Here is a 24,987-nt window from a genome sequence, read left to right on the forward strand (position 1 = left end):
GGCCTCCAACCCGGGGAAGGCCGGCAGCAGCGAGGGATGGATGTTAATCACGCGCTGCGGAAAGGCGGCCAAGAAGGTCCCCGAGAGCAGCCGCATGAAGCCGGCCAGCACCACCCACTCGACCTGCTGGGCGCGCAGCGCGTCGATCAGCGCCTGCTCGAAGGCCTCGCGACCGCCGTGGTCCCGCGCGCTGATCACCAGCGCGGGGACCCCTGCCTGGCGCGCGCGCTCGAGGCCGCGGGCCTGCGCCCGATTGCTGATCACCAGCGCGACCTCGACGTCGATCCGGCCGCTCTGCGCGGCGTCGAGGATCGCCTGGAGGTTGGTCCCGCCGCCCGAGACGAGCACCGCGACCCGCAGTCGGCGGGGCGCGCTCATGCCTCGATCAGCTCGACCGCGCGATCGCGTCGCTCGATGATCGAGCCGACGATGCGCGCGCCGAACGCGGCGCCCACCGCGACCGCAGCCTCGGCCTGGTCCGCCGCCACGACCGCCAGGAGGCCGAGCCCCATGTTGAAGGTGCGCCACATCTCCGCCGTCGCGACCCGCCCGCGCGCCGCGATCAGCCGCATCACCGCGGGGACGGTCCAGCGCTCCGCCTCGAGGCGCCAAGCCAACGCGGCGGGGATCACCCGCGGCGGGTTCTCGATCAGGCCGCCGCCAGTGATGTGCGCGACGGCGCGCAGCTCCACCGCTGCCCGCAGGACGCGAACGGCGTCGACGTAGATGCGCGTCGGCGTCAGCAGCTCGTCGGCGAGGCTGCGCCCGAGCTCGGGCACGATCGCCTGCCAATCGACGTCCCCGCCGCCTTCCTCGCCGAGCAAGGCGCGGCGCGCCAGGGAATACCCATTGGAGTGTAAGCCCGTCGAGGGCAGCCCGATCACGGCGTCGCCGGCGCGCACATTGCGGCCGTCGATCAGCGCCTCTCGCGTCACCGTGCCGACGACGAAGCCCGCCAAATCGTACTCGCCGGGGGCATAGAACCCTGGAAGCTCGGCGGTCTCGCCGCCCACCAGGGCGCAGGCGGCCTGCCGGCAACCCTCGCTGATGCCCCGCACGACCGCCTCGCCGATCCCGACGTCGAGCTGACCCATCGCCAGATAGTCGAGGAAGCAGAGCGGCGTGGCTCCGCAGCAGAGCAGGTCGTTGACGTTCATCGCGACGAGGTCGATGCCCACGGTGTCGTGGCGCCCGGTGGCGAAGGCGACCTTGAGCTTGGTCCCGACCCCGTCGCAGCTGGTGACGAGCAAGGGCCCCTGCCCGCCCGGCAGCGCGACCAGGCTGGCGAAGCCACCGATCCCGGCCACGACCTGCGCGCCGTGGGTCGTGCGGGCCAGGCCCCCGATGCGGCGAATCAGCTCGTCGGCGGCGTCGATATCGACGCCGGCGGCGCGATAGGTCAAAGGCGGGTCATTGCCCTGGGACGCGGAGGCGCTCATCTCGCTCACTTGTGGCTAGGGCCCGATGGGGCTGCCGGCACGGCGCGGGCCCAACCGGGCAAGACGGCGCTCACCCTAGCCGCAGCGCCCAGCAGCGTCAATCGCTGCACGCCACCAGCGGCTCATTCGCCGCACGGACGTGGGGGCGCTAGGGCGGGCGTCCCGCAGGCGCCTGCGCAGACGCCGCCGCCGCAGCCAGCGTGGGAGGCCGCGTCAGCGCCCGACCAACCCCGGCGCTCGGCGAGGGAGGGCGTTGGCGTCAACCCCGACGCCGCCTCTTTTGCCGCGGCGACACGGCAGGCCCAGGCCGAGGGGCCAAGCAGGTCGCCGTGCTCGTCGAGCGCCAGCGCGGCGCAGCGGTTGCAGTAGCCGAACTTCTCGCAGCCGCTGCAGATCGCCAGATCAGCGGAGGTCAGCGCGCGCAGCCAAGGAGCGGGGACTCGTGCCAAATCGTGGCGAAGGGCTGCTGGCGCACACTGCCGACCGGCATCGTCAGGCTGCCACAGGCATAGACATCGCCGTAGGGGCCGATGAGGCAGCTCCGACGGCCGATCGCGCAGATCGGTGCGTCGGGCCGCGGCAGCTGCGGCTCCGCGCCGCCAAAGCGTCGCAGCTCGCTGCGGGCGTAGAAGCGAGTGAGCTGCGCCTGGCTGAGCCGCGCGAGCGTCGGCGTCAGCGCGCCGTCGTGCCGCGGCGTCAGTGTCACGTCGGCGACGAAGGGAATCCCCAGCTCGTGGGCGAGGTCGCGCAGCCCCTCGTAGCTGTCGAAGTTCGCCGCCATCACGGGGCACTTGATCAGCACCGGAAGGCCAGCCGCCCGCAGGGCGTGCAGCGCACCGAGCGTACGCCGCTGCGAGCCGGGACGCTGCGTGATGCCATCGTGCACCAGCGGATCGATGCTGTAGAGCGAGAGCTCGACGCGCCAGGGCTGCAAGGCGGCGAGTCGCGTCACCAGCCGCGGGCTGAGCAGGGTCCCCGTCGTCAGCAGTGAAACCGCCAGGCCAAGCGCGCGGGCGCGCGCCACGATGGTCAGGAGGTCACGCCGCAGAAAGACCTCGCCGCCGGTCAGCGACAGAAACAGGCAGCCGGCCGCGTGGAGCTGCTCGACGAGACCGAGCACCTCGGAGGTCGTCAGCTCGTCCTGGCGGCTGTCCCAGCGGTGGTGATCGTGCAGGTAGCAGTGCGAGCACGAGAGGTGACAGCGATGCGTCAGCTCGATCATCACACGAAGGGGCTGGGCCGCGCCGCCAAAGCCAAAGACGCGCTCCAGCGGCGAGGACGCGGCGGCTATGGGTGCGTCGACGGACATCTCGCCTCCTCGACCTGAACCAGCGCCCGAACGACGAGGGCGCGCGAGCGCGGGGGGGATAACCGCGCCGAGAGGGTCAGTAGACCTGCACCCCTCGGAAGAGCGTGTACTCGCGCAAGTGCCCGCTCCCGCTGGCTCGCCCGGCGCCACGAGCAGGGGCGCGGGACGGCGCCTCGCGACCCTGCGCCGCACCGTTGCGACGGGGCGGAGCGAGATACTCAGTGATGTGGACCGAATCGGCGCGCGCAGCAGGCCTGCCGCGATCGCCCGCCGCCCGCGGCAGGGGGGGATCGAAGACCAGCGAGAGCGCGTTTGGACCCGCGCGGCCCTTTTCGCGGCGCGACAGCCCCACGCACACGGTGCCGGCCGTGCGACCCGTGGCGATGACGAAGCTCTTGTCGGCGAGGTCCGCATGGCACTGGATCGGCGGGGAAGCCGGATCGGGATCGAAAACCACCAGCAACGCCGCGCCGAGGCGCTGGACGCTATAGGTCCGCGCGCGCCGGAGGCGGAGGGCACCGTCGTTGGTGAGCGCCGGTGGCCCAGCCGCCCGTCGCCCGGACCCCACCGACTCTCTGAGCGCCGCGCTACGCTCTGCCTCCGTAGGTCCCAGCAAGCGGTCAGCGGCCCGCCGCAGTTTCGGCACGAGGCCGGCCCCCAGCGGCTGAACGATGGCAAGGACCTCGGTCACCGTGAGCGGTCCAGGGTCGCGCGGCAGCGCGCTCGCGCCCGTCGCCGCGGTCGCACCAGCCGAGAGCAGCGAGCCGTACGCGACCAGCGCGACGGCCAGCCCCCTCGAGCAGCCGCAGCCGCTCCGCCGCTCGGCGCCGCGCGAGCTCCCGAGCCGCGGAGCCACGCAGCGGAGCGCACGATAGAGCGAAAAACAGGCCGCCCAGACCCAACCGAAGCGCACCATCGCTCGCCCCCACAGCCGCCACCAGCCGCCGTCGAGCTTCCGCACGCCGCGCTGCCGCCGCGTGTGGCTGACGCGCCCGAGGATCTCGCCCGCGTCGAGCGGCCCCTCCGCAGCCCAGCGCGTATCGCCCCGGCAGCGCAGCCAGCGAACACCGGCGGCGTCCACCGTCGTCGCGACGATGCGGTGCGCCAGCAAGACCGCCCCCTGGCGGTAGACGACGACCTCGCCGATCCGAGCGCTATCGCCGCGCGCCGCGTCGACCTGCACCACCTCGCCCCGCCGCAGGGCCGGCCACATGCTGGCCCCGCGCACGACGAAGTGCAGGGGCTCGCCGCCCGCCAGGAAGGCGCGGCCGATGGCGACGCGCGCCGCCGCGCGATGAGTCCCTTCCGCGACCTCAGTCGCCCTGGTCTCCCCGTCGGGCACGCCTTCGAGCAGGACTTCGAGCACGGCAGCCTCCCTTCGAAAAGCACCAGACGAAGCGCACCAGAGACCACGAAACGAGGCGGTGCCTCGGGCACCCGCCCCGCTCCGCCGACAGGCCTGTTTCGACGAGAACGCCCCTTCTTACCATGGCTGCGCCCTCCAGAGTAGGCTCGCGCCCCGAGGATCAAGCAGCGAGCGGCACGAAGGTTGCGGGCTGCCGCGGGCTGGGGGCATCATCGCGGCGATCGTGCTGGCAATCGGAGGGGACCGCGCATGCGTGAACGTCAGGCTGCTTTCATCCTCTTGACCGGGGTTGCCCTGGCGCTCTTTTCCTGGACCGTCAGCCGGCTCGCGCTGGTGCTGCTGCGCGGCCGGCCCGTCGAGCGTCCCTTCGGCGCGTGGCGCGCCCGCCTGGGCGATGTCCTGCGGTTCTTCTTCCTGCAGCTCAGCGTCGCGCGCGAGCGCGCGAGCTGGCACCACCTGCCGATATTCTGGGGCTTCCTGATCATCACCTTGGGCACGGTGGAGCTCCTGATCAACGGCGTTTGGCCCGCCTTCTCGCTGGCGCACGTCGCTCCGCGAATCGACGCCGCCTTCAAAGGCGTGCTCGACGTGACCAACGGGGCCGTGCTGGCCGTGATCGGCTTCGCGCTCTGGCGGCGGCTGGCGCGGCGCCGGAGGCTGATCGAGATCAGCGGCGACGCGGCGTTGATCCTCGGGATGATCGCCGGCCTCTGCCTGACGCACTTCCTCGCGCACGGCCTGCACTTCGTCGCGATCGACGGTGTACCGCCGCGCTTTCAGGCGCCACCGATCGGTCCCGCCGGCTACGCCGCCACGATGCCCATTTCGGCCGCCACGGCGGCCATCTTTAGTGGCACCGATCCGAGCACCGCCCATGGCGTTGCCGCCGCGGCCTATTGGCTGCACGTCGCGCTAGTGCTCTTCTTCCTCAACTACCTGCCCTACTCCAAGCACATCCACCTGCTCGGGGCGCTGCCCAATATCTTGCTGCGCAACCGCGGCCAAGCCGGCGTGATGCCGCAAATCGATCTCGAGGACCCGTCGCGCTGGGGCGTCGGGCGCTACGAGCAGCTGAGCCATAAATCGCTGCTCGACAGCTACGCCTGCACCGAGTGCGCGCGCTGCAGCAACGCCTGCCCGGCCTTCAACACCGACAAGCCACTGAACCCGATGCACCTCGTGCTCGATCTCAAGGATGAGATGCAGGAGCGCGGCGAGCTGCTGCTGCGGCTCTCGACGGCCGGCTGGGAGGCGTTGAAGACCGGCGCGCTCGACGACGCCATGCCCCTCCTGCCGCAGGGCGACCGCGAGCTGCTCGCGACCCTGCAGGCGCTGCCACCGCTGGTCGGCGGACGGATCAAGGACGAGACGCTCTGGGCGTGTACGACCTGCGGCGCCTGCGAGGCCGAGTGCCCCGTCTTTATCGAGCACCCGCTCAAGATCATGCAGATGCGCACGCACCTCGTGCTCGATCAGGGGCGGCAGCCGCCCGAGCTGGCGCGGATGTTTCGCGGCCTCGAGCACAACCAAAACCCGTGGGGCATCGGCTCCGATCAGCGCATGGACTGGGCGGCGGGCCTCGACGTTCCCGTGCTCGCCGACACGGGCCCTGCGGAGTATCTGCTCTGGATCGGCTGCGCCGGGGCCTACGACGATCGCGGACAGAAGATCGCGCGGGCTTTGGTGGCGCTACTCCAGCAAGCGGGCGTCGACTTCGCCGTCCTCGGCGCCGAGGAGGGCTGCACCGGCGATGCGGCGCGTCGCGCCGGCAACGAGCTCCTGTTCCAGACGCTCGCCGAGAGCAACCTTGAACGCCTGCGCCACTATGACGTGAAGAAGATCCTGACCTCCTGCCCGCACTGCTATCACAGCTTCAAGCATGAGTATCCGCAGCTCGGCGGCAACTTCGAGGTCTGGCATCACAGCCAGTTCCTCGCGCGGCTGGTCGGCGAGGGGCGCCTGCAGCCCACGACCAAGCTGAGCGAGCCCCTGGTCTTTCACGACCCCTGTTACCTTGGCCGCTGGAACCACGAGTGCGAGGCCCCGCGCCAGCTCCTGGCCCAGACCAGCAGCGCCGGCACACCGCCGGGCGAGCTGCCCCGCCACCGCGACAAGAGCTTCTGCTGCGGCGCGGGCGGCGCGCGCATGTGGGTCGAAGAGAGCGCGCCACGCGTCAATCTCGAGCGCAGCCGCGAAGCCGTGGCCAGCGGCGCCACGGTGGTGGCCACGGCCTGCCCCTTCTGCAACGTGATGCTCGGCGACGGCATGAAAGAGCTCAACCGCGACGATCAGGTGGAGGTGCTCGACATCGCGCAGCTCTTGGCGCGCAGCACGGGCGCGCAGCCACGGCCGGCGGCGGACCCGAGCACCTGAGGGCCCGTCGAGCGGCCAGCGAGGGCGACCCGCGAGGCGAGCAGCGGCGCGTCCTCGGCCTCGATCGCCGGCAAGGCCGCGCTTTGACTTCGTCGAGGACGGTCAGTATCGTGCGGCCATGTACGAAGCGTGTCCGTCGGCGCCGCGCGCGCGCCCGCCGATCGACCTCAGCCTGAAGTCCCCGCGCCCCAGTAGGCTCGCGTCGGTCGGGCTCAGCCTCGTCGGGCTTAGCCGCGTCGGGCTCAGCCGCGTCGGGCTCAGCCTCGTCGGGCTCAGCCTCGTCGGGCTCAGCCTCGTCGGGCTCAGTGTCGCCGGCCTCGGCTGTGGCGATGAGGGCAAGCCGCAGCCGGGCTTCGCTGCACCCTGCGACTCGCCGATGGCCGCGGTCGCCGGCTGCCCGACCACGGGCAGCGCGAACCTGGCACCGCCGGCGGCGCTCGAGCGCGCCTGTGAGCGGCTCGTCACCTGCGGGATCCTCGCCGCGGAATACTTGGTGCCGAGCGGCAGCGGCCGCATCCATCAGCTCGACTACCGCTGGTGCGTCGACGCGCTGGCGAACCCGGCCAACAATCCCTGCGCCGGAACACGCCTCGACGAAGACCTCCGCGACGCTGCGGTCGCTTGCATCCTCACGACGCCTTGCACCGCGCTGGGACTGCCGCTGGACCAGAAGCTCAAGGGCAGTCAGCGCGAGCCGATGGATCGCTACAACTGCAAGAACAACACGACGGTTTGGACGGCCACGACCTGTGATCATGGCTTGCTGCGCTACTAGGAGCCGACCTTCGCCCCGTCGCCCTGGCCCCGGGCCCGGCCCCGGACGCGGGCTGAGCCGGAGGCTCCGCCGCTGGGCGCAAGGGCTCTGTCTGATCGTGCTGCCCGTCGCGACGGCCGCCGCGGCGGCGCCTGCTTCGCCACGCCGCACGGCGGCAGAGCAAGACCAGCGCGACGCCTTGCTCGAGCTGCTCCAGCGCCGTCCCCGCGGAGTGGAGGTCGAGCAGTGGCGGGCGCAGCGCCGAGAGGCCGCGCGCGAGCTGGGGCGCCTGCGCGAGCCGCGCGCGCTACCAACGCTGCTGAGCATCGTCGCCGCCGAGCGCTTCGACGTCATCCTCGAGATCGCGATCGATGCGCTGGGCAACATCGGCGACGCGCGCGCCATCGAGCCGCTGCGGGCGTTGCTTAGCGACCCCTCGATCGACGCCTACGTACGCGACGCGACCGCCACCGCGCTCGGCAGGCTCGGGGCTCCGGCCTCCAGCCCGACGACGCAGTCCACGGCTGACTCGCACCCTGCCGATCCGACCGAGCAGGCCACGGGTGCCGAAGGGAGCGCGCTCAGCGCGGCGACAGGCAGCGGCGCCGCGCTGCCGCCGAGCGCCGCCGGGACGCGCGAGGGCGACGGGAGCCGACCGAGCTTCGAGCAGCTCCATCCCCTGCCCGCGACGGCGCTCGCCAACGATGCGCTCGCCCTGAGCGAGACGCTCGAGATCGTCGGGAGCACCGGAGAAATCGGCTGGGACGGCGGCGCCGAGCGCGTACGGGCCGCGCTGGCCCTCGGCGCGCGCTACCGCCGGCAGCTCGAGCGGCCGAGGATCGGCTACTCCCTCGCAGCGGCGACCGACGTGGACTTCCGCGTGGTCGACCCCCCGCATGACGACGACACGAGCTGGACCCTGCAGCACGCGCTGCAACTGCGGCCCGAGCTGCGCTACTACCCCTTCCGCACCGATCTGCCGCTGCTCTGCGGGCAGGTTAGCGGCGGGCTCGACTACGGCTTCGGCCTGGGCAGCCCCGCCGCCGCCCTCGACCAACGGACCAGCTTCGGTGCGGTGGCCAGCGTCGGGTTGGGGCCGGCCTACGGCCGCATCTACGATGTTGGACCGCGCCTGCGACTGAGACGCTTCGAGCGGGTGCTGCGTCGCGCGGGGCGACTCGAGCAGCCCCTCGACGCGGACCTGGCGAACAAGCTGCTGGCGCGCTGGTACGCCCTGCGCAACAGCATCGGCTCCTATGCTCAGCTAGGGTACGCCCTACGGACGCTGCGCGAGAGCGGCGTGCTCGGCGGCGAGCTCGATGCGGCGACCACCTACCGGCTGGTGCGCGTGCTCGACGACGCGCAGCTCGCCGAGCGACGCGCGGGCTTCATGCTGCGCCTGGGCTACGGCTACGCGCGCCAGATCGTGCATGACGCTGCCGACAGCGATCTCGGGTTTCTCTACGCCAGCGCGGAGGGAACGTGGCAGCGGGGCTCCGTGCGTGAGCGCTTCGCGGACCTGCGCTTCACCTGGAATCAAGTCGAAGGCGATAGCTACGCGCTCAGCGCTCAGGCCGGGCAGCGCTGGTTCCTCTACAACCGCGCGCTCGACCCTCTGGGAGCGCTCGGCGTCTCCGCGAGCGCGGGGATCAGCCAGCCGGGGGCGGCCGCCTTCGAGGGCGCCGGTGTCGCCTACCAGCTCCTGGCCGGTGGCACCTACCAGCGCTTCTTCGCGCGCGGCTCGCGCATCGAGGCGGCGCTCCGTGGTGGCGTCGACCGCCGCGGAGGGCTGTTCTTGCTCACCCTCAGCGCCACCTACGGGGTCGCCTCAGGCGCGTACGCGGCCGTCTCTCGCTGAGCCCGTGTCGCGCTGAGCTGAGCCGTGTGCCCTGCCCTGTTTTTCGGGGTCTTCGTTGATCCAGGGCCCCGACCGCCGGGCCCTCCGCTCGCTACGCGGGCGCTAGAGCAGCAGCGGGCCGCTACCGCACCGGCTGACCGCTACCGCACCGGCTGACCGATGGCGCAGAGCTGGCAGCGAAAGCGCCCATGGTGAATCACGGATTCAGCCCAGCCGCTGACGCGTACGACGTGATGCGCGCAGTAGACGTTGCCGCAGCGGTCGCAGCGAAAGCCGCGTCGGCTCCAGACCGGACCGCGAAAACGGCGCTTTCGCGGCCAGGTGACCTTACGGCCGCAGAGCCGGCAGTCGCAGGTCGTCTCGACGCGAAATGAGAGCGGCGAACGCGCGGGGGCGCGCTCGGCCACGCACCGTCGCACCGGCAGCGAAACCTCGTCCTCCGGGGCAGGCGGCCGTCGTGCAGGGTCGCCGGGCGAGGTCCTCCCCTCGTCACCCGGGCGCGCACCACTGCGCGCGCTCCCTCCCGCGGCGACCGCGGTCTTCTCCGTGATGATGCGCCCGATGCCGGCGTCGCTCTCGCCTTCCTCGGGACGCTCGCTCTCGCCGCGCCGCGTCGCGGCCGTCGCCGCGCCGGCGCGGCTCGCGGCCCCACGCCCAAGCGCCGCCTCGCCGCTACCGACCGCGCCGCGCTGGGTCGTGCGGGCATCGCCGTCGCGGGCGAGCCGACGCAGAATCGCCTTACGTACATCCTCCTCGCGAAAGAGGCTCCGTTGACCGAACATCACGGTCTCGAGCTCTTCGGGCTCCTCGGGCTCCTCGGACTCCTCAGGCTCCTCAGGCTCCGGCTGTGCGACCGGCAGCGCTGTGCCTGCGGTGACCAGCGAAGCCAAGGCGACCGCGTCGCGCCCGAGCGTGCCGAGGGGTGTCTTTTGGGCCGGCGACGGATCGCGCGGCGCCCGGCCGGCGCCCCCCGGGGCCGAGCCAGCGCCACCATCAGCGGGAGGGCGCGGGCCCGTCGGCCCCGCGCCCGCGATCGGCTGGGGGAGGCCGGTGTTGGTGCCGCGCCCCGCGAGGGGATTGATGTGCGAGGGCGGATCGATCAGCGTCGCTTGCTCCTCGTGCTCGACGCGTGCAGGCGCGGCGACCGCGCGCTCGATCGCGCCGCGCCCCGGCGCCCTCGCGCGTCCTGCGTTCTGCCTCGGGAGCTTCGTCTTGCTGCCGCCCAAAGAGGAACCCCGTTCATCGTTGCGCGCCGACGGTCCTCCTCAGGAGTCAGGCGACGCTGCGCTAGCGATGCTTAGCATCCGGCAAATCGCGTCTATGAGCAAGGCGTTGGCGCGCGTCGCAACAACACGTAGGTCGCCCCGAGGCCGCCGTCGCGCCCTTGCGCGCTGCAGAAGGCCATCGTGCAGGCCCCGAGGGTCCCCTGCAGCAGCCAGGTCTTGAGCTCCTCCTTGAGCACGGGCCACCCGTCGAGCGAGTGCAATCCGCGCCCGTGAACGAGAAGGACGCAGCGCAGGCCGCGCCGGCGGCTCGCCAGCACGAAGCGTTCGACCCGATCCTTGGCCTCCTGGCGCGTCGCGCCGTGCAGATCGAGGCGGCCTTCGACCGGCACCTCACCGCGGCGCAGGCGGCGCAGCCAGCGCGGGTCGATCCCCGCCGCGCTGCCCTCGATCGCGTGCGCCTCGAGGGCAGCGGCGCCCTCACCGTGGCCGGGGCCGAGGGCCTCGGGCCTGGCCACAGCGGAGGGCAGGACCCGCGCCGCGGGGCCCGCGAACCCCTCGCGCGAGGGCCGCGCGCTTGGCCGCCGCGGGACCGTGGCGGCGGCTGGCTGCCGTACGACATCGGCCACCGCCTGGGCGAAGAGCCCCAGTGAGAACTCGCGTGAGTTCTCGCGTGAGTTCTCGCGTGAGTTCTCGCGTGAGTTCTCGTGTGAGTCTCGCGCGCGCCGCGCGAGGGCCTCGCGGCGGCAGTCCGCGCCGCGGAGGCCTCGTCCACCGCCGAACTGGGGATGCTGGTCTCCGCGGAGGGCGCGAGCGTCGTGGAAGCCGCCGGAGGCCCGACCGCTGGCGACTCGGTCCGCCTCTCGCCAAGGCGCACCTTGCCCAGCTCCTGAAACGATCGCAGTGGCTCTGAGCGCTTGCGCTGCACGACCGCCGCCCCCCCGAAACCCGACCACCACTACGGTGCCACGCGTGCGCACCGGCGGCCAACTCGACGCGACCTGAGCGCGCGCCACCTGCCGACGCAGGCGCCGCAGGTCGCTCGCCTCGGGGCCAGCGCAAGCGCCCCGCCGAGCCCCGGCCGCCAGCGATCTTCGACCCTCGGCTGCGAAGGGGGCTTGCTTGCTGGCGCGAGGTTGCCTAACGTCGCCTGATGAATCCGGCCGCTATCTGCACCACCTACTTCGATGTCGCTCGCCTCACCGCGTTGATCGGCGAGCTCTCCGTCCCGCAGCTCAAGGCCGTGCTCAAGGGCGGGGGCATCAAGGGCAAGACCAGCGCCACCCTGGTCAGTCCAAGCCGCCGCCGCGCCCAATGGGGGCAGCAGGCGATCAGGGCGATCAGCGCGGGCAACGACGCGCTGGCGACCGAGCTGCTGCAGCAGTTCCTGCTGCACCACCGCCGGCAGATCCTGATCGACTACCTCGATGCGCTGGAGGTCAAACACAGCGCTGGCGAGACCGATGTCAGCTTTCTTGGCGCGGTGCCCGGCGAGCGGGTGCGTGCGTGCGCGGCGACCCTGCTGGCGCAGCACGACCCGGCCGAAACGGCAGCCTATCTGAGCTACATCGCCTTCCAGCAGGAGGCGACCGTCTTCGAGGGCTGGGCACCGCTGCTCCGCGCCGCGACGCCTGCCGACGCCCCCCACCTTGCCGAGGCCCCGGAACGGGCCGAGCAGGCCCAATCCGGCTGATTGCCCGGCTGATTGCTTCTGCACGCGCTCGCTGCGCGTGCGGGCCACGCGGCACGGGCCGCCGCGCGCGGGTCGATCGCGCCTCAGACCCGCCGTGGCGGCACCTCGCGCTGGCGAGGATCCTTGCTCCGCGCCTCCTTGCCGCGCTCGGCCGCCGCCGAATCGCCGCCCTCGCCGGCCGCCGCCGATCGGTCGAGCAGGCCGGCGCCGACCGCCAGCTCGTCGCCTCCGGAGGGATTCGCCGCGATCGGTGCCCCACTGCGTCGGGCACGCTGCTCCGGGTGGATCTCGAGCACGCAGCGCCCTTCCTGAAAGATCCGCGAGACGCCCGAGGTCTCGGAGACGGCGATGGCGATCGATTCAGTGTCCTGCGAGATGCCGGCCGCCGCCATATGACGCGCGCCAAGCCCGAGCGGGAGCGAGACCTGCTTGTCCTTGATCTCTTCGAACTTGAGGTAGCGCCCCGCCGAAAGCACCACGCCGTCCTCGCGGATGATGAAGGCCCCGTCGAGCACGGCGAAGTTCTTGATCGCGTCACGCACCTTGGGATTGAGGATGTTCTTCTCGGACTCGGAGTAGCCCTGGAAGGGGTTGAGCGTCAGCTGCCGCGACTTCTCGAGCACGGCCGCCGTGTCGCCGACGACGAGAATCGTGCCGAGCGGGTGGCCCTCCCAGCCGTCGCGGGCGATCTCCACCGCCAGGTCGATCACCGACTCGAGGATCGTCGACGGAATGCGGTCGGTGCCGACCACGCCGAAGCCCGTGTCCACGCTCTGCGAGTCGTCGCCGCCGATGGTCACGACCATCAAGGTGTCGGGGTAGGCGGCCGGACCGCGCCCCATGATGCCGAGCACCACCTCGCCGTCCTTGAAGACCCCCTTGGCGATGCCGCCCACCAGCGCGATCTTGAAGCGCTCCTGGCGTGGGATGTCGTAGGTCGGCATCGGCAGGGTATCGACGCCCATCGCCTCGACGACCTGCCGCTGCGCGTCGCTGGTCACCGCTTGCACCAGCTTGCGCCGCGCGGCCGATTTGGGGCGCACCAGCTCCTCGGGCAAGGGGAGATCGCCGATATAGAGCAGGTGTCGGAATTCGGTCTTGCCCGCGAGGGTGGCAGCAGCGCGCAGAAACTCGATCTGAACCGGTGTGATGATCTCCATCGCCTCAATCCGCGTAACGGCCGCGAGCCAGCCGCAGCAGGGCCTCGCGCGCGCAGGGCTCGGCGTAGCCGAACTGACGCTCGAGGCGTTCAACGAGCGCACGAGCTCGCGCGAGCTCCTCCGCCGAGAGCCCCGCCTGCTCCCCGGCCAGTAGGCGCAGGGCATGATCGAGCAGGTGGCGCACGCGGGCGTGCTGATCCTCGTAGTAGCGCTCGCGCAAGCGGCTCAGCTGCCGCGGAAAGACCTCGGCATACTCCGGCCGTCGATCGGGGTGATCGAGCGCCCAAGCGCCAATGCGCGCGATCAGCCCCTGGCGGAACCCCTCGGCGTCGGCCTCCACGCCGAGCGTGCGCTCGACCTCGGCGAGCAGTCTGAAGTCCGGATCCTCCGCTGCGCCGGTGACGGGATTGGTGACCTTTTCCTTGCGCACGTGGTGCGTGACGTGGGTCAGGTAGCGGGCCAGCAGCTCGCTGTGCTGCGATTCCTCGACCAGGCCCGTGGCCGCATGCAGCTCGTCGTCGAAGCGATCGAGGCACCACTGGCGCACGATCTCCGCGAAGCTGCCGTGGCTGGCGTAACCCTCCGGCTGCGGCTCTTGGCGCAGGAACTCGTAGACCGCCGTCTCCGCCGCTAGCTGCTCGAGCTGCTGCAGCACGGCCTCCGGGCCGAGGCAGGCGTGCTGCGGGTCCTGCGCCGCGTTCATCAACGCCGTCTTGACCTCGCGCGCCGAGGCCCCCGTGCGCCCCTCGTAGTGCGGCGCCGACGCGCCCTCGCGCCACAGCGCCTCGACGTGTGCCCGCAGCGTCTTGCCTTGCTCTTCGCTCAGGCCGGGCGGCGTCGCGCCGTCCGCATAGAGCAGCGCCTTGTCGCGCGGCGTGAGCTTAGCGATCAGCGCGCGCAGCGGCTCGGCAAAGTGCTGCGGATCGGGCCGCTTCAGGCGCGTCAGGACGGCCCAAAGGGCGGCCGCCTCGCTGACATGCGGCGCCGCCGGCTTGCCCGGTTGCGCCTCCCGCAGGTGCAGCTCGTAGATCTCCTGCTCGCGACGGAAGTCGAGCAGGTAGGGGACACGGACGAGCTCGAAGCGGGCCTTGAAGGACATCCACTCGGGGCTCTCCATCAGCGCGCGCAGGTGACTCTCGTTGGCGCTGCCGATGAAGACGAGGTCGACGAAGAGCGTCACCTGCGCCAGCGGCACCTGTCCGCTCTCGACGGCCGCCAGCAGATACTTGAAGGCCTCGATCGGCCGCTTGAAGAGGTCAGCGAAGTCGATCAGCCCACGGTTGGCGCGCACCAGCTCGCCGTCGGCCTCGTAGAGCGCCACGCTTTGCAGCGCCGAGGGCAAGGCGCTCAGGCTGCGGTCGCCCGTGACCTGCCGCAGCGTCGCGTCGACGGCCATCTGCGGCTCGACGCGCGCCGTGCCGATGCGGTAGCGCCGCGAGACGTAGAGGCGCTGCACCTGGACATGCCTCAGCACGCGCAGGAAGTCGCCCTCGTAGGCCGCGAGCAGCGCCTCGTAGACCTGCTTGCACTTGAAGCAGAGGTCACCCTTGGTCAGGTAATCGCCGAGCGCCAGGCCATCGACCCCGCCCGCACCGGCGCCGGGGGCGAGTAACTCAGCGCGTCGAGCCGCGGGGATCAGCAAGAGCGGATGATCGTGGGCGTCGCAGTGAATGCGCGCGTCGATCGCCGTGTCATCGAGGTGAGCGTAGCTCTTCAGCCGCGGCGTGTCGCGCTCGGCGGCGCCGCCAAAGCCGATACCAGCACGCTCGATGGCCTGCGTCGGAAAGACCCAGCTGAAGCAGTAGAGAGCCCCCTCATCGAGGCTGCTGTAGTGCTCCATCGCCCGCGCGAGCAGGTCGATGGCGGTCGACTTGGCGCTGCCGTTGGGCCCGTGGAGCAGGATGAAGCGGTCGATGCGCCCCTGGCGGACGAAGTTGCGCAAGACGCGATAGAGGTCGTTCTGCACCGACTCCTGGCCGACCAACCGTCCCCGGCCCTCGTCCCAGGGGGCGTCGAAGAGCCGAAAGCGCTGCTGCTTCCCGAGCGGCGAGCTGACGCTCGCGGTGCCGTAATGGTCGAACATGTCGCAGAGGTACTGCGCCGCCCCGCGCAGGTGGACGCCCGGCGCTCGCGCGACGAGCTCGAGGTACTCCGCGAAGGAGAGCAGCCGCTTGTTGGCCGAGAAGTCGTCGCTGACCGCAGCGCCGATCGCCTGCAGGCGCTCGGCGACGTCGAGGCTCTGCGTCGCCGCGGCGGGCGCGGCGGGTTCGGCCTCGCGCGAGCGACTCACTTGGCGCTCGCCCGCCAGCGGACCGCCTCGGTGGCCAGCTCGCACTGGCTATCGGTGCAGACGCTGAAGCGCAGCTCGCCCGCGAGCGGATACTCTCCCGCTGCCGGCAGCGTGAAGCTGGGCCGCAGCAGCAGCTCCTTGACCGTGAAGGTCGCCGCGTCGCCGGGCCCCATCCGGAGCTCCGCCGGCGCAATGGGCGCGGGCGCCCGCACCACGAGCCTGACGGGGTACTCGAGGTTGATCTTGTAGGGCGGCAGCGGCGTCACCGACACGGTGGCGGTGGCCTTTTCGCCCGGCGCGACGGCCGTCGGTGCGACCAGTTCGATCCGGTAGAGCCGGGCCTCGGCGGTGCGCGGGCTGCCCGCCTGCGGTGGCGCGGCCCGCGGGGCCCCGGCCGACGCGGCGCGCGCCGTGCTCGAGGTCGGCGGCGCGGGTGGCACGGGGTCGCGACACGCGCCCACCGCGATCAGCAGTGCCACCGCGATCGACGCGATCGACGCGATCGACTGTGCAGCCACGATCGACTGTGCCAGCCACCCTGTAGCCCGCGCCTTCCGCACGTTTACCCCCTTGTTCGCCGGTGCCGCAGGTTACCACGAGGCACCGCGCTGACCAACGGCGATGCGCGCGGAGCGCAGGGCCCAAGGCTGCGCGCCGACCCATCGCGAACAGCGCTCCAGGTGCCGGCCGGGGCGCCGTCATTGCCCACCCCGAGCGCCGCCGCTACATTAGGTAGCGTCTCGCCAGGGGCGCGCCTCGAATCAATGCAATTCTCGCAACAGCTCGGCCGCTACCATGTGCTCGACCGTATCGCCTACGGCGGCATGGCGGAGATCTTCCGCGGCAAGACCTTCGACCGCGAGGGGCGCGAGCATTTGGTGGCGATCAAGCGCCTCTTCCGGTCACTCGGCGAGGACGACGCCTTCTTGCAGATGCTGATCGACGAGGCCCGCATCGCCAGCGTGCTCAATCACCCGAACATCGCGCAGATCTACGAGTTCGCCCGCTGCGAGGACGAGTACTTCCTGGCGATGGAGTACGTCGACGGCAAGGATCTCCGCGCGCTGATCGACGTCGCTCGCAGCCGTGGTCTGAGCGTGCCGGTCGAGCACCTCGCGCTGATCGTCAGCGAGGCCTTGGATGGGCTGCACTACGCCCATGAGCAGGTCGACGCCGACGGCCAGTCGCTCGACATCGTGCATCGTGACGTCAGCCCCTCCAACGTCCTCGTCTCCTACGCGGGCGCGGTGAAGCTCTGCGACTTCGGCATCGCCAAGGCCACGCTCTCCCACGTGCAGACGCGCGCTGGCGTGATCAAGGGCAAGATCCGCTACATGAGCCCGGAGCAGACGCGTGGGCTGCCGCTCGACCGCCGCAGCGACGTCTTCAGCATGGGCGCGGTCTTCTATGAGCTCCTGACGCAGCGGCCGGCCTTCGAGGCGGAGAGCGACATGGGGCTGATCGTGCGCGTACGCGAGGCCCGCTTCGAGAAGCCGACGCGGCATAACCCCGACCTTCCCCGTCCGGTGCTGCGCATCCTTCAGCGCGCGCTGGCGCGCAGTCCGGAGGCGCGCTTCGCCACCGCGGCGCAGTTCGCCGACGAGCTGCGCGCCTATCTCGCCCGGGCGCATCCGCGCTATACGCGCGAGCGCCTAGCGGCGCTGATGTCGGAGCTCTTCGCCCGCGAGATCGCCGAGAGCCAGCGTCGCCTGCAGGAGTTCGTGATCGGCCAAGCCGATCCCGCGGCGGTCGGCGACGATCTGCTGGGCATCCCGAGCCAGGCGCATACGCTCTTCACGCCAGTCTCGCGCGTCGAATCGGCGACGGAGCGACGCGCGCCACAGAGCCTCGCACCGGCAGCCGGTCCGGGCCCCGACACCGATCCTCAGCGCGCCCTGCCGCCACGGGACGAGCTGCACAGCGCGCCGACGCAGCTCCTCGACCTCGGTGAGCCGGGGCGCGGCGCCCGCGCGCTGCACGAGGCCCCGACGCTGCTGCTGCACCTGCTGAACGCAGCCGACGACGATCCGGAGGCGAGCGCCGACGAGGCCTCCCGGGCCCCGGCAGCCGGGCCGCGCAACGGCCGCCGATAGCCGCCGATAGCCGCCGCCGCCGATTACCGCCGGCGCAGGGGCTCCAGGGGCAGCCGGCGCGCGCTCGTACGTGCGCTGCCCTGCGCCGACCCCCGCGCCCTATGATCCCGCCTCAGCCTGCGGCCACGATGCGATCGGCCGCGAGGAACCATAGCTCGAGGCGCGGCATGCTCGGGAGGTCCAGCGCCTGCATCAGCGCCTGCTGATAGAGGTGCCCCTGCAGCCGGTGGTGCGCCACGCGCGCGGCGAGTTCGCGATCATCGCTCGCGCGATCGGTCTTGTAATCGACGATGACCAGCTCGCCCGTGCTCGGGTCGCGATAGAGCAGATCGATGCTGCCGCTGACGTAGGCGGGTCCTGCCGTCTGGCCCGTCGCGGGCCGCAGCAGGACAGGCACCTCACGACCGAGGACGTGGCCGGCGAGCTGCCGCAGGCGGTCGAGCAACGCGGAGTGGGCCAGACGCTCGAGCAGCGCCGATGCCTGCGCCAGCACGGCCTCGAGCTCGGCGGGGCTCGCGACCTCGGCAGCGTAGTGCGCGACACGCGCGCGTTGCCGACTCCAGGCGTGTGACAAATCACCGTCGAGCTCCAACGCCTCGAGCGCGCGATGGACCACCGTGCCCACCGCGCGCGCGATGGGCGCCGCAACGCCGTCGAGCGGCGGTGGCGTGGGTGGCTGCTGCGACGCCTTGGCGGGGCCCGGCGCCGCCGCCGAGGCCACCGTCGCGAAGGGCTGAGCCATCCTCCGGCAGGCTGCCGCGCGTAGCACCGCACCGGCGCGAAGCTCCTCGTCCAGCTCGCCCGCCGTGGGGAAGGCCCGCGCCGCGTCGACCGGGCCGAGGACGGGCGCGGCCGCGTCGTGGGCGCCGGCCAGCCGCCAGCAGACGCCGGCCGCGTCGGTGCAGCTCGCCGCCCCCGGATCACCGCTCGCAGCCGCGCGCAGCAACGCCTCCAGGTCGGGACGAGCCGCGCGCCGCGCCTGCAGCAGATCGAGATGCGAGAGGCGCGCCTGCGCCCGTTCGCCTGGCCTGGGCCAGCAGCCGGCCAAAACCAGCCGCCGGCGCGGTCGCGTCATGCCCACGTAGAGCGTGCGCACAGCCTCGGCCGCCGCGACCCGCTCCCGCTGCGCGCGGATCCCCGCGAAGCCCAAGGTCTCGGCGCCGGCGAAGCGCCACTCCCAGCGCAGGCCGAGGGCGGCGCATTCGTCGGGCTGGGCCCCGGCGCCCCCGCCCGGCCGCGCATGCAGGCCCAGCAGATAGACGGTATCGAAGGTCAGCCCCTTCGCCTTGTGAATCGTCATCACGCGCAGCGCCCCGTCGCTGCCCTCGCTGGCCGGCGCCTCGGCCGCCTCGCGCCGCGCACCCACATCGCTGCGCAGCGCGCGCAGCAGCCCTTGCAGTCCGCCCTCCCCCGCGAGCAGCTGCCCCTCCAGCTCGCGAAAGAAGCGTTCGAGATTGGCCAACCGCTGCTCCCCGAGGAAGCGCGCGGCCTCCAACGGCTCGGCGCCGAGCAGCAGGCGCAGGCGCTCGACGAAGCGATCGACCGGCTCCAGGCGCAGCGCCCGACGCAGCTCGGCGAGGCCGCGCAGGGCCTCCCGCAGCACGGTGGCCCAATGGCCGGCCACCGCGCCGATCCCGGGCGCGCCGCAGGGCAGCGCGGCTTCGGCGCGGGTGATGGCCTGGTCCAGATCCTCGAGGGCGGCCTGATCGGGCGCCGTCAGCGCCGTCACCCGCCCCGGCAAACCCTCTTGCCAGAGGGGCAAGAGGGCCGCGTCGGGCACACCGACCGCCGGCGAGCGCAACCAGGCCACCAACGCCACATGGTCGTTCGGATCGGCCACGACCCGCACCAGGCTCGCCGCGTCGATAACCTCGCGCCGGCGGTAGAAATTGCGATCGCGCTCGACGACATAGGGGATGCCCGCTCGACGCAAGGCCTCGAGATAGACCTCCTGCGCCGTCGTCGTGCGCAGGAGCACGGCAACCGATCCCCATTGCGGCGCCGCAGCGCGCGCGCGCTGCGTGAGCAGATCGCGCACCAGCAGGTTGGCCTCGAGCTCGTAGCCGCGCGCGGCCGTCGTCGCCTGGCCTGCGCCCTCGCCCTCGCCTTCGCCCTCGCCCACCGACGGCGCGGGCAGCTCCCAGGAAACCCAGTACTCGACCGCCGGCGCTGGCTCACCCGCGCTGCGGTGATCTTGCTCACCCTGCGCTCGGGCCAGCGCCTCCTCCGCTGCACAGACCAGCCGTTCGAAGCGTGGCTGAAGCCCACGCTCGGCGCGCATCACCGGCGCGATCGCGCGCTCGACCTCGGCGAGGATGTCCGCGCGCGAGCGGAAGTTGAGCGAGAGTCGGCAACGCACGCCCCGCTGCGCGATCACCCGCTCGACGAAGTCCTCATAGGCGGCGAGGTCGGCATTGCGCCAGCCGTAGATCGACTGTTTGGCGTCGCCGACAACGAGCAGTCCGGGACGCTCGGCCGGCGAGGCGCTGAGCGCGAGGCGCTCGACGATGGCGACCTGCAAGGGATCCGTATCCTGAAACTCATCGACCAGGACCTGGTCGAGCCCCGCGCGGATCTGCGCGAGCACCGCCGGCTGCTCGACGAGCAAGGCATGCGCGTCGCGCAGGAGCTGCGCGAAGCCGACGACGCCCGCCGCGCGCAGTCGCTGATGGAGCTCGCCCAGCAGCTCGCCGAGCACGGCGATCAGGGTCCGCAGGCGCTGCGGATCGCAGCGGCCGAGCTGATCGAGGAGCGGCCCGAGCCGGGCGCTGGCCGCGCTGACCTCTACCGTCCCTGCGGCCAGCCAGGCCTGCTCGCTCTTGCTGAACTCGTCACTCGCCCAGCGGCTCAGGCGCTCGCGCTGCGCGTCGCTGAGCAGCGGCTCGGCGCTCTCTTTCAAGGCCTCGAGCGTCGGCGCCGCGGCGACCCGATCCCGCAGTCGCAGGCAGTCCTCGGCGAGCTGCAACGCGCCCCGGACCCGGGCGGTGGCCGGAACGGGATGCGCGTGGAGGGCGGCGAGCAGGCCTTGGAGCGGCGGCAGCAGCTGCGCGCAGAACTCGGCCACGCGCGCCGGCCCGTAGGGGTCGTCGCCCTGCAGCGCAACGACCGGTACGCCGCCCTCGACCAGCACCTTCAAGGCAGCGGCGAGCTGCCTGGGACCGAGGCCGAGCGCGGCCAGCGCAGTCCAACGCTCGTCGCCCGCCGCGCCATAGGCCTCGGGGATGCGGGCCTGCAGCAGGGCCTCGATCACGGCAGCGGTCCGCCGGCCATCAGCATCCACCGCGAAGGCCGGATGCACGCCGGCAGCCAGCGGGAAGCGGGCCAGCAGGGCGCGGCAGAGCGCGTGAAAGGTGCCGACCGCCAGGCTGTCGCTGGCCGCCAAGAGCGCCGCCGCGCGGCGCGCCAGCGCCGCCTCGCTCCCCGCGGTCGCCACCAGCAGGGCGCGTCTGAGACCACAGGGGGCGCGCCCGCCCACGAGCTCCGCGAGGCCCTCCGTCACGCGCAGCTCCATCTCGGCCGCGGCGCGCTCGGTGAAGGTGATCGCCAGCGTGCGCTCGAGCACCCGGGCGGCGACGGCCGCCTCGTCGCTCCTCGGCGCGCCGCCGCGGCCGGAAGCCTCCAGCGCGCGCGCGGCCCGATCCCAGCCGGCGCCGACGCTCCAGCTGATCACCCGCGCCACGAGCACGGCGGTCTTTCCGGTCCCAGCACCCGCTTCGAGGACCACCGGGCGCACGAGCTCGCTGCGCGCCAGCTCGCGGGCGCGCGCATCCTCCGCCCGCAGCGCAGCGTCTTCCGAGGCGGGGTCGCGAGGGTCGGCAGGGCCTTGGCTCATCGCGACGGCTCCGCGGCGCCGCCGGCGGCCGGCAGATTCCAGAGCGCCAACACGCTCTCGCCGCCCCCCGGCTGGCCGCCGCCCGCCTGGCCGCCGCGCGCCTGGCCGCCGCGCTCGCGAACCAGCGCCGCAAGCCAGCGCCGCTGTCGCTCGCGGGCCCCGCTGTCGCCCTGCACGCAGGCTGCGCGCAGCTCGCAGCGATTGCAGAGCCGCTGCGGCTTCTCGCCGGGAAGCGCGAGCCGCGGGAGGAACAGACCAGCGTCCCAGGCCGCAAATAGGGTTCGCGCCACCCGCGGCAGGTCGTCGGTGACGGCTGGGTCGTCGTCGGCCAGCGCGAAGGCCGTGGCCGCGGAGAGGGCCGCCGCAGGCTCGTCGGCGCTCCATCTCTGCTGCGCCGGATCGTCGTCCCCCAGAAAGACGTAGCGTCCAATCGTCCTCAGCTCACCGATCGGGCTGCCGCCTGGGGCACCGCCTGGCGCACCGCGAAACTGCGCATATACGGCAGCCTGCAGCCGCTCACCCCGGCGCACGGCGCTACGCAGATGCGCCAGCCGCGTCTCGGCGCGTTTCGCCGGTGAGAGCGGTCGCCCCGTCTTGAAATCCGTCAGCACGAGCGCCGACGCGCGCCGGTCGACGCGGTCGGCGCGGAAGGTGACGACACGCTCCTGCCCCTGCTGATCGCGCAACAGGACCGTGCCGGCGTACTCGGCGCCAACGACGTGGACGGCGCTCGGCCCCTGCGCCTCCGCTTCGGCGGCCCCCTCAGCAGCACCCCAGTCGAGGGCGACGGCGCGCTCGACCAGCGGGCGCACGCGCCGCGCCAAGGCGCGCTTCAGCCCCGGCAGCAGCGCGAAGCCCCCTTCGCTAGCGACCTCGTCGACCGCCCTCTCGACGGCAGCCTGGCGTGCCCTCGCGCTGGGCCAAGGCACCCTGCGGCCCGCGGCGCTGGCAACTGCGCCCGCAACTGCGCCGCACCTCGGGCCCTCGCCGGCGCCGACGAGTAGATCCAGCGCGCGATGAGCGGCCGAGCCGAGGATCGCCGCGCTGAGTTCGGGAAGCTCGCCCTGCGGATCGCGAGCGGCCTCGAGGTGCAGCACCCGCCGCAGCAGCGCCTGCCACGGGCAACGCGCCAGGTCCTCGAGCAGCGTCACCGCCAGCGGGCCCTCGCGCGGATCGGAGACACCCGCGCGCAGGGCACCGATCAGACCGGCATAGGGGCCACCGAAAGCCGCGGTCGCGCCAGGCGCCCCGCTCGCCTCAGCCGACCGTCCGGTCCACGAGACCCGATCGCGGGCCGCCAAGAGCGCCAGCTGGGACCGCGAAAGCCGCTCCGCGGCGCCGCCCTCGAGCCGCGGCGCGGCCGCGAGCGCCGAGGGCGTCCGAGCCTCGAGCCAACGCCGCCCCAGCACGAAAGCGAGGCCCTCGCCGCCACCGGTAAGCGCGGCGACTCGGGCCAGCTCATCGGCGGTGCGCGGACGCAGAATCCCGCCCGCATGGGGCGGGCGCAGCCGGCGCGCGAGCGATCCCGGCACCTGGGTCAGCGCCGAGCCCTCGGCCTCGCCGCCCGCTGGCGTTTGCTCGCGCAGCCGCTGCACCAGCGCCGACGGAGCGCCCGCGCCGCCATCGTCGTCGACCTCCTGCCAGCAGAGCGTCACGCGCGGCGCGGCGGTCAGGAGCTGGGCAAACAGATAGCGCTGCTCGTCCTGCGCGGCGCGCTTGAGCGGCAGCTCGGCCAGCACGCGCTGCAAGCGCTGCCGCAGGGCATCGCTGAGCAGCGGGTCCTCGGCGCTGCCCCGTGGCAACGCGCCACGATCGACGCCGAGCAGGAAGAGCTCGTCGAAGGTCAGGCTGCGCGCGCGCGCGACGTCGAGCACCCAAACCCCGCCACCGCTGGCGGCCGCGGGGAGCAACTGGGCCGCTACCTGGCGCTCGAGCACGGTCAGGTAGACGGCGGTCTCGAGCTCGAGGCCACCCGGGAGCAGGTCCTCGAGCGGCGCGAGGACCGCCACCGCCGCGGGCTGAGACAGGGCGGTGTCCGCTGCGCCCTGGGGCGCCCTGAGGGCCCAGCCGAGGTGGTCTCCGAGCAGCGCGCGCGTCCGGCGCAGGTGGGCCCCCAGGGGGGCTCGCGCCCAGGCCTCCAGCTCACGCACGAGCGCCCGCGCCGCGTCGATTGCCCAGCGCAGCAGGTCGCCGCCCAAACGCCTGCGCGCCGCATACCAGCGCGGCGTCGCGTGCCCCGCTGCCGCCGCCGGTCGCAGCCCGGAGCGCACGGAGAGCGGCAGCTCGCCCCGGCCCGCCAGCAGCAGCTCGGGTTCGAGCCGGGCGACGTCGCCTAGCCCGACGGCGCCCGCCGCGCGCAGCGCCAGACGGAGGTCCTCGATCGCCTCGACCGAGGGCCAGAGCAGCGCGGCACCCGTCCCCGGCGCGGGCCCCGGGGCGCCCGGCGCATGGCTCGCGAGCGCGTCCAACCAAGCGTCGAGCGGAGCGGCGGCAGCGCGCCGACAGAGCTGGAGCGCCGCGCCCCAGCGCCGATGCTGCGGATCCACCGCCGCAGGCAGCTGCAGCGCGCGATAGGGCACGCCCCTTCGCTCGAGCGCACGACGCAAGGGGATGCAATAGCGCTCGACGTCGTAGAGCACCACGCCCACGCGCTCGGGCGTCGCTCCGGCGCGCAAGGCGGCTTGCAGCCTGAAGGCCACCTCCGTGACCTCCGACTCGACCCCGCTGGCGGCGACGAAGCCGAGGCTCGACGCCGACGCCGACGCCGGCGCCACGGATCGGGTCGCGGCGAGCGGCGCTGGCTGCAGGCCCAGCCGCGCCACGAAACGCTCGGCAAACGCGCAGCCGGCAGCCCGACGAGCGGGCACCAGTCGATCGTCGGGCAGCTCGGTCCAGAGCGCGGCGCCGCAGGCCAGCAGCGCGCGGAGCAGCGCCGCCCGCTGGCCCGTCGCGTCGGCGAAGCCGAGAATCAACACGGCCCGCGCCGCGAGCAGGCGGGGCCCGGCGGCTTGCAGCGCCTCGAAGGCGCGGGCGATCGCGGTCTCGCGCCGAGCCAGGCCATGGCCGCCGAGCTCGGCCTCGACCCGCGTGGCGACGCGCGCCAGCGCCATCACACGGCGGGTGTCGTCGAGCTCGGCGCCGGCCAGCACTGCAGGCAGCGACGCCGCGAGCCCGTCGCTCAAGCCAGCGCTCAGGAGATCGCTGACCGTCTCGGCCGCCAGCAAATGCCCGCGCTCCAGCGCGCCGAGCGTCAGGGCCAAGGCCTGGTCGGCGCCCACCTCTCGCTGCACCAGCGCGGCAAAGAGCCCTTGATCCCCGCGCAAGGCGATACCGGCGCGGCGCAGCAGCATGTCGGCGAGCATCGGCAGCGTCTGCACGACGACGCCGACGAGCGCGGGTCCGAGCTGCGCGACGAGGCGCGCGCTGAGCTGCTCCCGCAGCGCCGTCGACGAAACGATGATGCGCACCGGCGCCCCCGCGAGGCGGGCCACGTCCGCGCGGCCGCCGCCCTGCAGCGCGCGCAGCGTGGCGATCAGCTCGGCCTCGCTCTCGCGCACGCCCGCGGTCAACCTGATACCTGCCGGCATCGCGCCTCGC

General features: G+C 72.8%; 16 protein-coding genes and 1 pseudogene. 5 read left to right on the top strand and 12 right to left on the bottom strand.

Annotated elements, in window-relative coordinates; all coding sequences use genetic code 11:
• The 5 genes from purN to IPL40_13215 form a co-directional block, all read right to left on the bottom strand.
• On the bottom strand, nt 1-378 hold a 378-nt coding region (gene purN / locus IPL40_13195; GenBank protein MBK8482102.1), incomplete at its 3' end, for a phosphoribosylglycinamide formyltransferase.
• Nucleotides 375-1,439 (bottom strand): phosphoribosylformylglycinamidine cyclo-ligase, encoded by a 1,065-nt coding sequence (locus tag IPL40_13200; protein ID MBK8482103.1) that lies wholly within the window; start codon nt 1,437-1,439, stop codon nt 375-377. The genes purN and IPL40_13200, both read right to left, overlap by 4 nt.
• Before the next feature lie 122 nt (nt 1,440-1,561).
• A complete protein-coding gene (locus IPL40_13205; GenBank protein ID MBK8482104.1) occupies nt 1,562-1,888 on the bottom strand; it encodes a hypothetical protein in 327 nt (108 codons plus the stop codon).
• Nucleotides 1,852-2,748 (bottom strand): radical SAM protein, encoded by an 897-nt coding sequence (locus IPL40_13210; GenBank protein ID MBK8482105.1) that lies wholly within the window; start codon nt 2,746-2,748, stop codon nt 1,852-1,854. The genes IPL40_13205 and IPL40_13210 overlap by 37 nt, the downstream gene beginning before the upstream one ends.
• A 76-nt stretch (nt 2,749-2,824) precedes the next feature.
• Complete coding sequence (locus tag IPL40_13215; GenBank protein MBK8482106.1) at nt 2,825-4,114, bottom strand: S26 family signal peptidase; 1,290 nt, start codon at nt 4,112-4,114, stop codon at nt 2,825-2,827.
• A gap of 249 nt (nt 4,115-4,363) precedes the next feature.
• Between IPL40_13215 and IPL40_13220 the strand changes: the two genes are divergently transcribed.
• The 3 genes from IPL40_13220 (at nt 4,364) to IPL40_13230 (ending at nt 9,099) form a co-directional block, all read left to right on the top strand.
• The gene (locus tag IPL40_13220; protein MBK8482107.1) at nt 4,364-6,487 is read left to right on the top strand and encodes a (Fe-S)-binding protein; all 2,124 of its coding nucleotides are present in this window, start codon (nt 4,364-4,366) and stop codon (nt 6,485-6,487) included.
• A 118-nt stretch (nt 6,488-6,605) separates the two neighbouring features.
• The gene (locus tag IPL40_13225) at nt 6,606-7,262 is read left to right on the top strand and encodes a hypothetical protein (protein ID MBK8482108.1); all 657 of its coding nucleotides are present in this window, start codon (nt 6,606-6,608) and stop codon (nt 7,260-7,262) included.
• Between the two features lie 97 nt (nt 7,263-7,359).
• Nucleotides 7,360-9,099: a HEAT repeat domain-containing protein gene (locus IPL40_13230; GenBank protein ID MBK8482109.1), complete on the top strand. Its 1,740-nt coding sequence runs from the start codon at nt 7,360-7,362 to the stop codon at nt 9,097-9,099.
• A 140-nt stretch (nt 9,100-9,239) separates the two neighbouring features.
• Here the strand turns inward: IPL40_13230 and IPL40_13235 are convergent, their stop codons facing one another.
• Together IPL40_13235 and IPL40_13240 are read right to left on the bottom strand one after the other, a co-directional pair.
• A complete protein-coding gene (locus tag IPL40_13235) occupies nt 9,240-10,325 on the bottom strand; it encodes a hypothetical protein (protein ID MBK8482110.1) in 1,086 nt (361 codons plus the stop codon).
• Between the two features lie 92 nt (nt 10,326-10,417).
• Nucleotides 10,418-10,951: a Smr/MutS family protein gene (locus IPL40_13240; GenBank protein ID MBK8482111.1), complete on the bottom strand. Its 534-nt coding sequence runs from the start codon at nt 10,949-10,951 to the stop codon at nt 10,418-10,420.
• Nucleotides 10,952-11,475: 524 nt separating this feature from the next.
• Here IPL40_13240 and IPL40_13245 point away from each other — a divergent pair.
• Entirely contained in the window at nt 11,476-12,015 is a 540-nt protein-coding gene (locus IPL40_13245) for a hypothetical protein (protein ID MBK8482112.1), read from the top strand.
• Between the two features lie 257 nt (nt 12,016-12,272).
• On the opposite strand, the pseudogene IPL40_13250 reads toward IPL40_13245, so the two are convergent.
• The 3 genes and pseudogenes from IPL40_13250 to IPL40_13260 all read right to left on the bottom strand — a co-directional run bounded on the left by IPL40_13250 (nt 12,273) and on the right by IPL40_13260 (nt 16,025).
• A pseudogene (locus IPL40_13250) lies at nt 12,273-13,175 on the bottom strand (DNA integrity scanning protein DisA nucleotide-binding domain protein).
• Nucleotides 13,176-13,179: 4 nt separating this feature from the next.
• Entirely contained in the window at nt 13,180-15,393 is a 2,214-nt protein-coding gene (locus IPL40_13255; GenBank protein ID MBK8482113.1) for a serine protein kinase PrkA, read from the bottom strand.
• Between the two features lie 68 nt (nt 15,394-15,461).
• Entirely contained in the window at nt 15,462-16,025 is a 564-nt protein-coding gene (locus tag IPL40_13260) for a hypothetical protein (GenBank protein ID MBK8482114.1), read from the bottom strand.
• A gap of 204 nt (nt 16,026-16,229) precedes the next feature.
• On the opposite strand from IPL40_13260, the gene IPL40_13265 reads away from it, so the two are divergent.
• On the top strand, nt 16,230-17,558 hold the full coding sequence (locus IPL40_13265; GenBank protein MBK8482115.1) for a serine/threonine protein kinase: 1,329 nt from the start codon (nt 16,230-16,232) through the stop codon (nt 17,556-17,558).
• Between the two features lie 112 nt (nt 17,559-17,670).
• Here IPL40_13265 and IPL40_13270 read toward each other — a convergent pair whose 3' ends face one another.
• Both IPL40_13270 and IPL40_13275 read right to left on the bottom strand, forming a co-directional pair.
• Entirely contained in the window at nt 17,671-21,390 is a 3,720-nt protein-coding gene (locus IPL40_13270) for a UvrD-helicase domain-containing protein (protein MBK8482116.1), read from the bottom strand.
• Entirely contained in the window at nt 21,387-24,977 is a 3,591-nt protein-coding gene (locus tag IPL40_13275) for a PD-(D/E)XK nuclease family protein (protein ID MBK8482117.1), read from the bottom strand. Before IPL40_13275 ends, IPL40_13270 begins: the two co-directional genes overlap by 4 nt.
• Nucleotides 24,978-24,987 lie beyond the last annotated feature (10 nt).

Source organism: Pseudomonadota bacterium (assembly GCA_016711215.1).
Lineage (GTDB): Bacteria > Myxococcota_A > Polyangia.